This window comes from Streptomyces sp. NPDC047108, from assembly GCF_040643575.1.
GTDB lineage: Bacteria > Actinomycetota > Actinomycetes > Streptomycetales > Streptomycetaceae > Streptomyces.
Genome location: NZ_JBEYUP010000020.1, coordinates 24,884 through 37,594, shown reverse-complemented (window position 1 = coordinate 37,594; position 12,711 = coordinate 24,884). Strand labels below are relative to the sequence as shown.

The 12,711-nt window shown below is 70.6% G+C and carries 14 protein-coding genes; all 14 read left to right on the top strand.

All coding sequences use genetic code 11. From position 1 onward, the window contains the following. Positions 1-8 precede the first annotated feature (8 nt). The 14 genes from ABZ822_RS27455 (at position 9) to ABZ822_RS27390 (ending at position 12,708) form a co-directional block, all read left to right on the top strand. Positions 9-170 (top strand): thiocillin family RiPP, encoded by a 162-nt coding sequence (locus tag ABZ822_RS27455; protein WP_360859818.1) that lies wholly within the window; start codon positions 9-11, stop codon positions 168-170. A gap of 112 nt (positions 171-282) precedes the next feature. After that, positions 283-447 carry a thiocillin family RiPP gene (locus tag ABZ822_RS27450; RefSeq protein ID WP_360859815.1) on the top strand — a complete coding sequence of 55 codons (165 nt, stop codon included), beginning with the start codon at positions 283-285 and terminating at the stop codon, positions 445-447. Positions 448-557: 110 nt separating this feature from the next. Further along, entirely contained in the window at positions 558-719 is a 162-nt protein-coding gene (locus ABZ822_RS27445; RefSeq protein ID WP_360859812.1) for a thiocillin family RiPP, read from the top strand. Positions 720-1,090: 371 nt separating this feature from the next. Further along, complete coding sequence (locus ABZ822_RS27440) at positions 1,091-2,260, top strand: sigma-70 family RNA polymerase sigma factor (RefSeq protein WP_360859809.1); 1,170 nt, start codon at positions 1,091-1,093, stop codon at positions 2,258-2,260. A 135-nt stretch (positions 2,261-2,395) separates the two neighbouring features. Continuing rightward, a complete protein-coding gene (locus tag ABZ822_RS27435; RefSeq protein WP_360859806.1) occupies positions 2,396-3,391 on the top strand; it encodes an ABC transporter ATP-binding protein in 996 nt (331 codons plus the stop codon). After that, positions 3,388-4,158, top strand: a complete 771-nt coding sequence (locus ABZ822_RS27430; protein WP_360859803.1) for an ABC transporter permease — start codon at positions 3,388-3,390, stop codon at positions 4,156-4,158. Before ABZ822_RS27435 ends, ABZ822_RS27430 begins: the two co-directional genes overlap by 4 nt. A gap of 3 nt (positions 4,159-4,161) precedes the next feature. Then, positions 4,162-4,989 (top strand): ABC transporter permease, encoded by an 828-nt coding sequence (locus ABZ822_RS27425; protein WP_360859800.1) that lies wholly within the window; start codon positions 4,162-4,164, stop codon positions 4,987-4,989. A gap of 3 nt (positions 4,990-4,992) precedes the next feature. Further along, positions 4,993-6,312, top strand: a complete 1,320-nt coding sequence (locus tag ABZ822_RS27420) for an MCE family protein (RefSeq protein WP_360859797.1) — start codon at positions 4,993-4,995, stop codon at positions 6,310-6,312. Then, entirely contained in the window at positions 6,309-7,337 is a 1,029-nt protein-coding gene (locus tag ABZ822_RS27415) for an MlaD family protein (protein WP_360859795.1), read from the top strand. The genes ABZ822_RS27420 and ABZ822_RS27415 overlap by 4 nt, the downstream gene beginning before the upstream one ends. Beyond that, positions 7,334-8,338, top strand: coding sequence for an MCE family protein (locus ABZ822_RS27410; protein WP_360859792.1), 1,005 nt, complete (start codon positions 7,334-7,336; stop codon positions 8,336-8,338). Before ABZ822_RS27415 ends, ABZ822_RS27410 begins: the two co-directional genes overlap by 4 nt. 8 nt (positions 8,339-8,346) lie before the next feature. Further along, entirely contained in the window at positions 8,347-9,492 is a 1,146-nt protein-coding gene (locus tag ABZ822_RS27405) for an MCE family protein (RefSeq protein WP_360859789.1), read from the top strand. Then, positions 9,489-10,877: an MCE family protein gene (locus tag ABZ822_RS27400; RefSeq protein WP_360859786.1), complete on the top strand. Its 1,389-nt coding sequence runs from the start codon at positions 9,489-9,491 to the stop codon at positions 10,875-10,877. The genes ABZ822_RS27405 and ABZ822_RS27400 overlap by 4 nt, the downstream gene beginning before the upstream one ends. Beyond that, on the top strand, positions 10,874-12,160 hold the full coding sequence (locus ABZ822_RS27395) for an MlaD family protein (protein WP_360859783.1): 1,287 nt from the start codon (positions 10,874-10,876) through the stop codon (positions 12,158-12,160). Before ABZ822_RS27400 ends, ABZ822_RS27395 begins: the two co-directional genes overlap by 4 nt. After that, positions 12,157-12,708 carry a hypothetical protein gene (locus ABZ822_RS27390; protein WP_360859780.1) on the top strand — a complete coding sequence of 184 codons (552 nt, stop codon included), beginning with the start codon at positions 12,157-12,159 and terminating at the stop codon, positions 12,706-12,708. The genes ABZ822_RS27395 and ABZ822_RS27390 overlap by 4 nt, the downstream gene beginning before the upstream one ends. Positions 12,709-12,711: the final 3 nt, after the last annotated feature.

Below are 12,711 nucleotides of genomic sequence, written 5' to 3'. Positions count from 1 at the left end.
ATCACCCCATGACCGAGCTGGACCTCCACCTGGAGCACGAAGCACCCGAGCTCGAGGTGCTCCCGGACACCGCCTCCGCCGCGAACTGCGCGGCCTCGATCAGCACGGCTGGTTCGTTCTCCTGCCCCGCAGGGTGCTTCGGAACGGCCGGCACCGCCAGCACGGCCTGACCGGGGCCGCCGCGCATCCGCCCTGGGCGGTGCGCCGACACGGCGCGGCGGCCGCCGCGTTCGCGTCCGGCCCGGTGAGGGGCCGGACCTCCTCCACGGAAGGACACACCGCATGACCGAGCTGGACCTCCACCTGGAGCAGGAGGCCCCCGAACTGGAGGTGCTCCCCGACGCCCATGCCCCGGGCTCGACCCTGGCCAGCGCGTCGTGCATCGGCTCGGCGTCGTGCCCGGTGATGACGTACGGCACGGCGTCGACGGTCAGCTCCGGGGGCTGATCTCCCGGGGGCGACGGGCCTCGGCCCGTGATCCCGCCGGACGTCCCGTCCCCGACCCGGGACGGCACGGGCAGACGTATCACTCTCAACTCAGGCAAAGGAGAACGACCATGCAGGAACTGGACCTGATGCTGGAACAGGAGCTCCCGGAGCTCGAGGTGCTGCCCGAAGCGCACTCCGCCGGGGCGACCCTCGGCAGTGCGAGCACCATCTCCTGCCTCTCGTGCCCCGCGGGGTCGCTGAGCAGCAGCTCCACCGCCAGCAGCAAGTGACGGCGACGGCACTGCGCAGCGTGTGAGAAGGCGGGGCCGCAAGCCTTCAGGCTGCGGCCCCGCCGCCGTGGTCCGGGGACCGGGCCCGGCCCCGGACCCCGCCCGTACGGGCAGCGTTCCGGGACCCGTACGAGCACTGCTCCCGTACCCGTACGAGCACTGCTCCGGGACGGCAACGGGCATCGCTCCGGGACGCCAACGAGCATCGCTCCGGGACGGCAACGGGCATCGCTCCGGGATGCGGATGAGTACCGCCCGGGACGTCGGGGCCATTCCCACCAGGGGGTACCCGGGGGTAATCTCGGCGCCCTCCTGAGCGGAGGCGGCGCTTCCGGGGGCCGCGGTCCATCTGAGACGTGTGAGGGATCCCGATGAAGGCGAACACTCACGCCGCACACACCGGTAGCTCCCAGGGCAGCTCGGACGAGCGCTGGGCGCGGATGTGGAGCCATCGCGAGGAGCTGCTGAAGGTGGCGCGCCGCCGGTCCATGAGCGTCGAGGACGCCGAGGACGCGGTGCACGAGGCCATGCTGCGTGCGATGGAGAACCCCCACATCGACGACGACCGGCTCGGCGCCTGGCTGACGACCGTGACGATGCGCCTCTGCGTCGACCGGTACCGGCAGATCAACCGGGAAGCGCAGGTGGGCAGTCGCTCGACGCTCGCCGCCCCGCCGCCCGCGCCCGTCGAGGACGTGGTCTGCGACCGCGCGGAGGCGATCTGGCTGGCCGGCCGGAGCGGTGACCTGCCTGCCCGGCAGGCCGAGGCGCTGTGGCTGAAGTCGGAGGATCTCGACGTCGACCAGGTCGCCCGCACGATGGGCCTGAGCTATCGCACCGTCGAGTCGCTGCTCGCCCGGGCCCGCAGGACGATGCGCAACTCCCTCGCCGGGACGCTCGGGCTCGTGCTGTGGCTGTTGGGGCGGGGGCGGCCGCGGGCCGGTTCCACCGCACAGGCGGCGACCGTGGTGTCCACCGCCGCGACCCTGGCCGTGCTCGGCTTCGCGGTGATCGAGCGGCCGTTCATGGAGGACGGGTCCGGGCCCTCGCGGCCGTCCACCGGCAGCCCCGACCGGCCGGGCGACGGCGGGCAGGACGTCTCCGCCGTCTCCTCCGGTGCCTCGGCCGTTCCGTCGAGGAACGGCGGTGTGGGGCTCGGCGGGCTGACCGCGGACGTGCGGGGAATGCTGCCGCAGGCGGTGACGCTGCCGGGGCTGGCCGTGCCGTCCGTGCCCGGCGTGCCGTCGGACCTCGGCATCCCGTCCGTGATCCGGGCCGTGCCGTCGGCTCCCTCCGCGTCCCTGCCGGGGCTGCCCGAGGTGCCCCGCGTCCCGGCGGGTTCCGGCGGCGTCGAGGCCCCATCGGTCCCGGCGGTGCCGTCCGGCTCGTCCGACCTCACGGACCTGTCCGAACTCGGCGAGGCGGCCCTGCCGTCCACCGGCATTTCGGCCGAGCCTTCGGCCGGGCTCGGCGACGCCGCCTCCGAGGCGCCCTCCGGCACGCTCCCCGACGACGCGCTGCCCACCGCCGTCCAGCCCTGATGCACACGCTCGTCAGGCCCTGATCACAGCCGCTTGACGCGCCGGTAAAAAAATCCGGAATCCGCGCGACGGACGCGGCGCCCGCCGCCGTAGAGCAGATGACAGTGCTGCTCCCTGGGCGGAAGGGCGGACCGGATGGGCGTCGAGATCTGTGTGGAAGGGTTGACCAAATCCTTCGGTCACCAGGTCATTTGGCAGGACGTGTCACTGACTCTCCCCGCGGGGGAGATCTCCGTCCTGCTGGGTCCGTCCGGCACGGGCAAATCCGTGTTCCTCAAAACACTGGTCGGCCTGCTCAAACCGGACCGCGGCTCGATCCACATCGCGGGAAAGGACATCACGCGGCTGCGTGAGCACGACCTCTACGAGGTCCGCAAGCTGTTCGGCGTCCTCTTCCAGGACGGCGCGCTCTTCGGCTCGATGGACCTCTACGACAACATCGCCTTCCCGCTGCGCGAGCACACCCGCAAGTCCGAGAGCCAGATCAAGAAGATCGTGCTCGAGAAGATGGAGATGGTCGGCCTGCTGGGGGCCGAGGGCAAGCTGCCCGGGGAGATCTCCGGCGGTATGCGCAAGCGGGCCGGCCTCGCGCGGGCCCTGGTGCTCGACCCGGAGATCATCCTCTTCGACGAGCCCGACTCCGGACTCGACCCCGTACGCGTCGCCTACCTCAACCAGCTCATCGTCGACCTCAACGCGCAGATCGACGCGACGTTCCTGATCGTCACGCACGACATCGCCTCCGCCCGGCAGGTCCCGGACAACATCGGGCTGCTCTTCCGCCGCGAGCTGGTGATGTTCGGCCCCCGGGAGGACCTGCTCGTCAGCGACGAGCCGGTGGTCCGGCAGTTCTTGGGCGGCCGGATGCAGGGCCCGATCGGAATGGCCGAGGAGAAGGACGCCGCCCAGGTCGAGCAGGAGCTGGCCGAGCTGGACGCGGGCACCCACCGCGGCCCGCAGGGCGGCAAGGGCGCCACCGGCACGGGCTCCGTCCCCCGCCTGCTGCCCAGCCCGGGCATCGTCCGCTCGCCCCGCTGGAACGAGATCGCCGAGGACGAAGGGCAGGTGGACCGGATCCGGAAGCTGCGCCAGGAGGAAACCGTGCACATTTCGGGGGTGCACCGCATATGAGCCTGTCGCCCACGAACGCCCTCCGGCACACCGGGAGTTTGTTCTCGCTCGCCCTGGACGTGCTGCGCACCCTGCCGCGCCGGCCGTTCGAGATCCGCGAGTGCATCCAGCAGTCCTGGTTCATCGCCAGCGTCACCATCCTGCCGACGGCGTTGGTCTCCATCCCCTTCGGCGCGGTCATCGCCCTCCAGATCGGCAGCCTGACACGGCAGTTGGGAGCGCAGTCGTTCTCCGGCGCTGCTTCGGTCCTCGCCGTGCTGCGGGAGGCCTCGCCGATCGTGACGGCGCTGCTCATCGCGGGCGCCGGAGGCTCCGCGATCTGCGCGGACCTCGGGGCGCGGAAGATCCGTGAGGAGATCGACGCCATGGAAGTGCTCGGCATCGATCCGATCCACCGGCTGGTCGTGCCCCGTGTGGTCGCCTCGATGGGCGTCGCCGTCCTGCTCAACGGGCTGGTCTCGGTGGTCGGCGTCGCCGGCGGCTACTTCTTCAACGTCATTCTGCAGAACGGGACCCCTGGCGCCTATCTGGCCTCCTTCACCACCCTCGCCCAACTCCCCGATCTCTACTGGGCGGAGCTGAAAGCGCTGGTGTTCGGGGCGATCGCCGCCGTCGTCGCCTCGTACAAGGGCCTCAACGCCAAGGGAGGGCCCAAAGGGGTCGGCGACGCCGTGAACCAGTCGGTGGTCATCACCTTCATGTTGCTGTTCGTCGCCAACTTCGTGCTGACGGCGGTCTACTTCCAAGTCGTTCCGCAGAGGGGTTAGCGGATGTCTTTGTCGGAACGTTTCCTCGGGCCTCCGCTCCGCTCCCTCGAGGAGCTGGGCGGTCAGCTCACCTTCTACGGCCGCTCCCTCGCCTGGACCGGCCGCACGCTCCGCCGCTACAAGAAGGAGGTCCTGCGCCTGCTGGCCGAAGTGAGCTTCGGCCGCGGTGCACTGGCGGTCATCGGCGGCACCGTCGGCGTCATCGCGTTCCTGTCCTTCTTCACCGGCACAGAAGTCGGCCTCCAGGGATACGCGGCGCTCAACCAGCTCGGGACGTCCAACTTCGTGGCGTTCCTGTCCGCCTACTTCAACACCCGTGAGATCGCACCGCTCGTCTCCGGCCTGGCCCTCTCCGCCACGGTCGGAGCCGGATTCACCGCCCAGCTCGGCGCGATGCGGATCAGCGAGGAGGTCGACGCGCTGGAGGTGATGGGCGTCCCCTCGCTGCCCTTCCTGGTCACCACGCGGATGATCGCCGGCTTCGTCGCCGTCATCCCGCTGTACGTGATCGGGCTGCTCTCCTCCTACTTCGCCGCCCGCACCATCACGACCGGCTACTACGGACAGTCGGCCGGCACCTACGACCACTACTTCCAGCAGTACCTGCCGCCCGTCGACGTGCTGTGGTCCTTCGGCAAGGTGATCGTCTTCGCCGTCGTGATCATCCTCGTCCACTGCTACTACGGCTACTACGCCAAGGGCGGTCCCGCGGGCGTCGGTGTCGCCGTCGGCCGGGCCGTGCGCACCTCCATCGTCGCCATCAACATCCTCGACTTCTTCCTCAGCCTGGCGATCTGGGGAGCGACCACCACCGTACGGATCGCGGGGTAGCCGATGCCGACGCTGACACGCAAGCCCGCCCCGAAGGCCCCGGCGCAGGCCGCCCCCGCGCCGGTGCGCATCGTTCCGGCCGCGCCCCGCCTGCGCCTCTACGGCCTCGTCTTCCTCACCGTCATCGGGCTGCTCCTCGCCCTGTCCGTCGCCGTCTACGAGAAGGCGTTCACCGCCGCAGTGCCCATCACCCTCCGCGCCGGCACGATCGGCAACCAGCTGGAGCCCGCGGCCGATGTGAAGCTGCGCGGCCTGATCGTCGGCGAGGTCCGGGAGGTCACGGCCGACGGCGAGAAGGCGACGCTCGACATCGACCTCAAGCCCGAGCACGCGGACCGCATCCCCGCGGACGTCCACGCCCGGCTGCTGCCCAAGACGCTGTTCGGCGAGAAGTTCGTCGATCTCGTCGTCCCCGAGGGCAGTTCCGATCGGCCCATCCGGGCCGGGGACGTCATCACCCAGGACCGGACCCGCGCCGGCATCGAACTGCAGAAGCTGATGGACGATCTGCTGCCGCTGCTCCGCTCGGTCCAGCCCGGCAAGCTCAACGCCACGCTGTCGGCGTTCGCCACCGCGCTCGACGGGCGCGGTGACGAGATCGGCCGCAACCTCGTCCGCGTGGAGCGCTATCTCCACCGCCTCAACCCGCACATGCCCGCCATCAAGAAGGACATCTCCCGCTTCGCCGACACCGCCGAGATCTACGCCGACGCCGCGCCCGACCTGATGAGGACCCTCCGGAACACGATCACCACGAGCCGGACGGTCGTCGAGAAGAAGGACGCCCTGGCCTCGGCCCTCACCGGCACCACCACCTTCGCCGGCACCGCCGAGGACGTGCTCGACGAGAACGCCGACCGGCTCATCGGCCTGGCCCGTGTCTCCCGTCCCACCCTCGCGCTGCTCGCCCGCTACTCGCCCGAGTACCCGTGCCTGCTGCGCGGTCTGGTCAAGTCCGAGCCGCTGGCCGAGCAGGTCTTCGAGGGCGGAAAGATGCACATCACCCTGGAGGTCGCCCTGCCCCGGTCCGCCTACCGCCCCGGTGAGGAACCGCGCTACGCCGAACGCTCGGGACCGAACTGCCGCGGCCTGCCGAACCCGCATGTGCCCGCCCCCGGGATCAAGCTCAACGACGGTACGAAGGGCTCCGGTTCGGCGTCCACGCCCGCCCCGCCGGTCCGGGTGACCGCCACGGAGGCCGAGCAGCGGCTCGTCGGCTCGCTCGTCGCCCCCGTCATGGGCGTCCCCGCCGACCGGGTCCCCGCCGTGGCGACCCTGCTCTTCGGCCCGATGGCCCGCGGGACGGCGGTGAGCGTCGCATGAAGGCACGGGAGACGGCCGCGCCGCTCATCAAGTTCTCGCTCTTCGCCGTGGTCACGCTCGTGGCGACGGCCCTGCTCGCGGCGACCATCGTCAACATCCAGTTCACCTCGTCCGACACGTACAAGGCGGTGTTCAGCGACGTCACCGGCCTGGAGGACGGCGACGACGTCCGCGTCGCCGGCGTCAGGGTCGGCGAGGTCGAGTCCATCGCCATCAAGGACCGCACCCGGGCCGAAGTCACCTTCAGCGTCTCCCGGGAACGGTCGCTGCTCGACTCCACCGGCGCCGTCATCCGCTACCGCAATCTCGTGGGACAGCGGTACGTCGCGCTGACCGAGGGCGCCGGGGGCAAGGACACGATGAAGCCCGGCGCCACGATCCCGCAGTCCAGGACGCAGCCCGCGCTAGACCTCAACGCCCTGCTGAACGGCTTCAAGCCGCTGTTCGCCGCCCTGAGCCCGAAGGACGTCAACCAGCTCGCGCTGGAGATCATCAAGACCCTCCAGGGCGAGGGCGGCACCATCAACAGCCTGCTCGCGCACACCGCGTCGCTCACGACCACCCTCGCCGACCGCGACAAGCTCATCGGCTCGGTCGTCGGCAACCTCAACGAGGTCCTGGGAACGCTGGACAAGCGCAGCACCCGCTTCTCAGGGCTCCTGAAGCAGCTCCAGCGGGTCATCTCCGGACTGTCCGCCGACCGCAAGGCGATCGGCTCCTCCCTCGTCGGCATCAGCGACCTGTCCGGCGCGACGTCCGGGCTGCTGGAGGAGGGACGCCCGGCGCTGAAGTCGGACATCGCCGAGCTGTCCCGGCTCACCGGAACGCTCAACAAGAACGAGAAGACCGTGGAGGGCGTCCTGCAACGGCTGCCGCGCAAGCTCAACAAGCTGACCGCCACCGGCAGTTACGGCTCCTGGTTCAACTTCTACCTGTGCGACTTCGACGGACGGGTGGTCCTGCCGGACACCGCGAAGGTGATCACACCCCGGCTCCACGTCGACCAGGCGAGGTGCGGCCGGTGATCCCCTTCCGCGAACGCAACCCCGTGACGATCGGCGCCGCCGGCCTCGTCACGCTCGGCCTGCTGGTCACCGCGGCGTTCAACGTCGACAGCCTTCCGCTGATCGGCGACGGCGAGAGCTACAGCGCCGCGTTCTCCGAGGCGGGCGGCCTGAAGTCCGGCGACGAGGTCCGCATCGCCGGGGTGAAGGTCGGCAAGGTCGACGACGTCGAGCTGGAAGGCGACCACGTGAAGGTCAGCTTCCGGGTCAAGGGCGACCCGGAGTTCGGCACCAGGACCGGCGCCGCCATCCGCATCAAGACGATCCTCGGCGCCAAGTACCTCGCCCTGGAACCGAAGGGCCCGGGACAGCTCGAGCCCGGCGGCCGCATCCCGCTGAACCGTACGGTCTCGGCGTACGACGTCGTGGAGGCGTTCAGCGACCTCACCACCACGACCGAGAAGATCGACACCAAGCGGCTCGCGACCGCGCTCGACACCGTCTCGAAGACGTTCAAGGACTCGCCCGCCGAGGTCAAGGCGTCGATCGACGGACTCTCCCGGCTGTCCCGGACCGTCGCCTCGCGCGACAAGAAGCTGGGCGACTTGCTCAAGCGCGCCAACGGCGTCACCGGAGTCCTCTCGAACCGCTCCGACGAACTGACCAAGCTCATCAAGGACGGTGGCGCGCTCTTCGAGGAGATCAGCAAGCGGCGCAAGGTCATTCACACCCTGCTGGTCAACGCCACGACCCTCGGCGTCCAGCTCTCCGGCCTGGTCGAGGACAACCGGAAGCAGATCGGGCCGGCGCTGACCCGGCTCAACACCGTGGTCGAGATGTTGCGGCGCAACGAGAAGAGCCTGAACCGCAGCGTCAAGATGCTGGCCCCTTACGCCCGCGTCTTCACCAACACCCTCGGCAACGGCCGCTGGTTCGACAGCTACATCCAGAACCTCGTCGCGGTCCCCGCCTCGCCCCGCGGCGGCGGCTCCGTGCAGTCACCCCTGGGAGGATCACGATGAGGGCCTCCATGAGGATCGCGGCGAAGCGCCGGAGCACCGTGCGCCGCCTCGCGCTGGTCCTGGCCCTGGCCCTGATCGCCTCGCTCGTCGTGGTGCTCTGGCCGAAGCCGGACCCGGTCCGCGTGACCGCGTACTTCCCGCGCACCGTCGGCATCTACCCCGGCTCCGACGTCCGGGTCCTGGGCATCCGGATCGGCGAGGTCAAGAAGATCACCCCGCAGGGTGAGCGCGTCCGGGTGGAGCTGGAGTACGAGTCCGGCCGCAAGGTGCCCGCCGACGCGCAGGCCGCGATCGTCAACTCCTCGGTGGTCAGCGACCGTTACGTCCAGCTCCTGCCCGTCTACCGCAGCGGTCCCCAGATGCGGAGCGGCGGCGTCATCCCCCTGCGGAGGACCGCCGTCCCTGTCGAACTGGACCGCGTCTTCGACAGCCTCAACACCACCGCCGACGCGCTCGGCCCGCGCGGGGCCAACAAGGACGGCTCGCTGTCCCGGCTCCTGGGCGTCAGCGCCGACAACCTCGAGGGGCAGGGCGGAAAGCTGCACCGGACCGTCAAGGACCTCTCGCTCGCCGTCTCCACCCTGTCCGACGGCCGCAAGGACCTGTTCGGAACGGTGCGGAACCTCCAGGTCTTCACCGCGGCGCTCGCATCCGACGACCGGAGCGTGCGGACGTTCAACGACAACCTGGCGGGCGTCGCCGAACAGCTCTCCGGCGAACGCAAGGACCTGGCGGCCGCCCTCAAGCACCTGGCCGTCGCCCTCAAGGACGTGGCCGCCTTCGTCCGCGGCAACAACAAGTCCCTGACCTCGAACGTGAAGGGTCTCAGCGAGGTGACGCGCGTACTGGTCGAGCAGCGCGGTGCGCTGGAGGAGCTGATGGACGTCGCACCGGCGGGCATCGGCAATCTGGCGAACGCCTACAACCCCGCGTCCGGCACGCTCGACACCCGGAACAACGCCGACCAGCCGCAGGACACCGGCAGTCTGGTCTGCGCCCTGCTCAAGTCCACCGGGCAGAAGTCGGACTGCGGGGAACTGCGGGAGCTCTTCGACTCCCTGCCGGAGCTGCCGGCCGCCGACCCCCTGACCGGGGCCGCCAGGACCGCCTCGGTGGACAGGACGCTCGGCGGCATCCTGGGAGCGCGCGCATGACCGCCCGGCGCGCGGCGACGCGCGGACCCGCCCGGCGGACGGCCCGCCTCGCGGCAGGCGCCCGGCGCACCGCGGCCCTGTGGGCGGCGCTCGGCGCGGTGCTGCTCTCCGGCTGTGAGTTCAAGGGCCTCTACGACGTCTCCCTCCCGGGCGGCGCGGCCTCGGGCGACGACGCGTACCGCGTCACCGTCGAGTTCAAGGACGTCCTGGACCTGGTGCCGCAGTCGGCCGTGAAGGTCAACAACGTCACCGTCGGCTCGGTCGAGAAGGTGGAACTGACGGGCTGGCACGCCCGGGTGCGCCTGCGGGTCGCCGACCATGTGAAGCTGCCGGAGAACGCGGTGGCCGAACTGCGCCAGACCAGCGTCCTCGGAGAGAAGTACGTCGCGCTGTCCCGCCCCACCGGCGTCCGGTCCGTGGGCACGCTCGCGGACGGCGACCGGATCCCCGTCTCCCGCAGCGACCGGACGCCCGAGATCGAGGAAGTGCTCTCGGCCCTCTCCGCCCTGCTCAACGGCGGCGGCGTAGCCCAACTCCACACCATCACCAAGGAGTTGAACCACACGCTGAAGGGCCGCGAGGACCGGGTGAAGAACCTGCTCACCGAGCTGGACACCTTCCTCGGCGGCCTGGACACCCAGCGCTCGGAGATCGTCCGCGCGATCAAGGGCGTCGACCGGCTGGCCAAGCGGCTGCGCACCGAGAAGGCCACGATCGGGAAGGCCGTCGACACCCTGCCGCCCGCCCTGAAGGTCCTGGCCGACCAGCGCCGCAACCTCACGAAGATGCTGCGGAGCCTGTCGAAGCTCAGGAAGGTCGGCACGCACGTGGTCAACACGTCACGGGACGACGTGGTCGCCGACCTGCGGAATCTGCAACCGGTCCTCGGCAGGCTCAACGCCGCGGGCAACGACCTGCCCAACGCGCTGGAGATGCTGACGACGTACCCGTTCCCGCGGAACGCCGCCGACGCGATCAAGGGCGACTACACCAACCTCCACATCACCGCCGACCTCGACCTGAACAGCCTCTACGGCAACCTCACCGACGAGCCGAAGAAGCCCGGCGCCCCGGGCGGCGGGGACGGAGGCAGGAACAAGCCCGGTACGCCCGAGGTACCGGAACTGCCCGACCTGCCCGGCCTTCCCGGTCTGGCCGAGCCGTCCTCCCTGCCCTGCCTGCCCACTGCCGGCTGCGCGGGGAAACAGGACGGCGGCGGGGAGAAGGACCCGGCCCCGGAACCGTCCGGCGGCGACGTGCTGTGCCCGCCGGTCTGCACCGGCACCCAGGCCGCGTACCGCTCCTACGGCGCCGGGGCCCCTGCGTACCCCGGCGGTCTCGACATGGCTCTCGCCGAGCTGCTGACGAAGGGGATGCTGTCGTGATCACCCGTACGGTCAAGGCCCAGCTCCTGGCCTTCGCCGCCGTCACCGCCGTGGGCGTCTCCTACGTCGGCGCGGAGTACGCCGGTCTCTCCGACCGCCTCTTCGACCGCGACTACACCGTGAACGCCGACTTCGCCGACTCCGGCGGCATCTACTCCGGTGCCGAAGTTACCTACCGCGGCGTGCCGGTGGGCCGGGTCGGCGACCTGAACCTGGACGGGCGGGACGGCGTCTCGGTGGAACTGCGCATCAAGGACGGCCCCCGCATCCCCTCCGACACCCTGGCCGTGGTGGCGAACCGCTCCGCAGTGGGCGAGCAGTACGTCGACCTCCAGCCGCGCGCCGGGACCGGCCGCTACCTGGAGGACGGCAGCACCATCGCGCGCCGGGACACCCGGACGCCACTGCCGACGACCGAGCTCATCCTCGGTCTCGACCGGCTGGTGGAGTCGGTCGACAAGAAGGAACTGCGCGTCACCGTCGACGAACTGGGCGACGCCTTCGCCGGCACGGGACCCCATCTGAGCCGTCTGGTCGACTCGGGCAACGCCCTGGTCGAGGAGGCGAGCGACTCGCTCCCGCAGACGATCTCCCTGATCGAGGACTCCCAGCAGGTCCTCAAGACGCAGGTCGACAAGGGCTCGGCCATCAAGTCCTTCTCCCGCGATCTGGCCGATCTGAGCGGGCAGTTGAAGGACAGCGACGGCGATCTGCGCGGCCTGGTGGACGGCGGTGCCTCCGCCCCGCACGAGCTGGACTCGCTGCTGAAGGCCAACCGCAGGACCCTGCCGGTGCTGCTCGGCAACCTGATCAGCGGCGGCCAGGTCACCGCCGCCCGCCTCCCCGGTCTGGAGCAGACGCTGGTGACCTTCCCGGTCGCCGTCGCGGGCAGCTTCACCGTGCTCCCGGGGGACGGCACCTCGCACTTCGGCATGGTCCTCAACGCCGACGACCCGCCGTCGTGCCGGCAGGGCTACAACACCCGCCACCGCGCCCCCTCGGACACCCGCGAGCAGCCGGCCAACACCTCGGCCCGCTGCACCGCCCCGCGCGGCAGCGGGACCACCGTCCGCGGTGCGCAGAACGCCCCCAAGGCCGGTTCGGGCGGGGGGAGCGGGGCGGACCGGGCGTCGTACGTGGCGCCCTACGACCCCGCATCCGGCCTGGCCACCGGGCCGCAGGGACAGACCGTCGCGATCGGCTCGACCGGCGGAGAACAGACCGTGTTCGGAAGGGACTCGTGGCAATGGCTGCTCGTGGGACCGATGGGACCGATGACATGACGCCCCGGCTTCTGGCCCGCGCCGGCGGGCCACCGCTCCGCCTGGCGGCCCGGGTCGCCCGTACGGCTGGACGGAGCAGGGCGCTGCCGGCGGCACTGGCCGCGGCCGGCATCCTGCTGGCCGCCCTCGCCGGCTACTTCGGTGTGGAGAAGTACCAGCACCACCAGAACGAGCTGCGCCGTCAGCAGGTCCTCGCCGCCGCACGCCAGTCGGTGCTCAATTTCACCTCGCTCGACTACCGGCACTACGCCCGCGACAGCCGCCATGTCCTTCAGGGCGCGACCGGCGAGTTCAAGAAGCAGTTCGCCCAGCAGAACAAGCAGCTGACCAAGCTGGTCGCGGCCAACAAGTCGGTGTCCCAGGGGCAGGTGCTGGAGGCCGGGATCATCACGGCCGACGAGAGCTCCGCGCGCGTCCTGGTCGTGGGCGACAGCAAGGTCAGCAACACCGCCGCGCCCAAGGGGCAGGCCCGCAACTACCGGCTGCAGCTCGACCTCGTGCGCGAGGGCGGGCGCTGGCTGACCTCCGACGTCGAGTTCGTCGGCTGACCC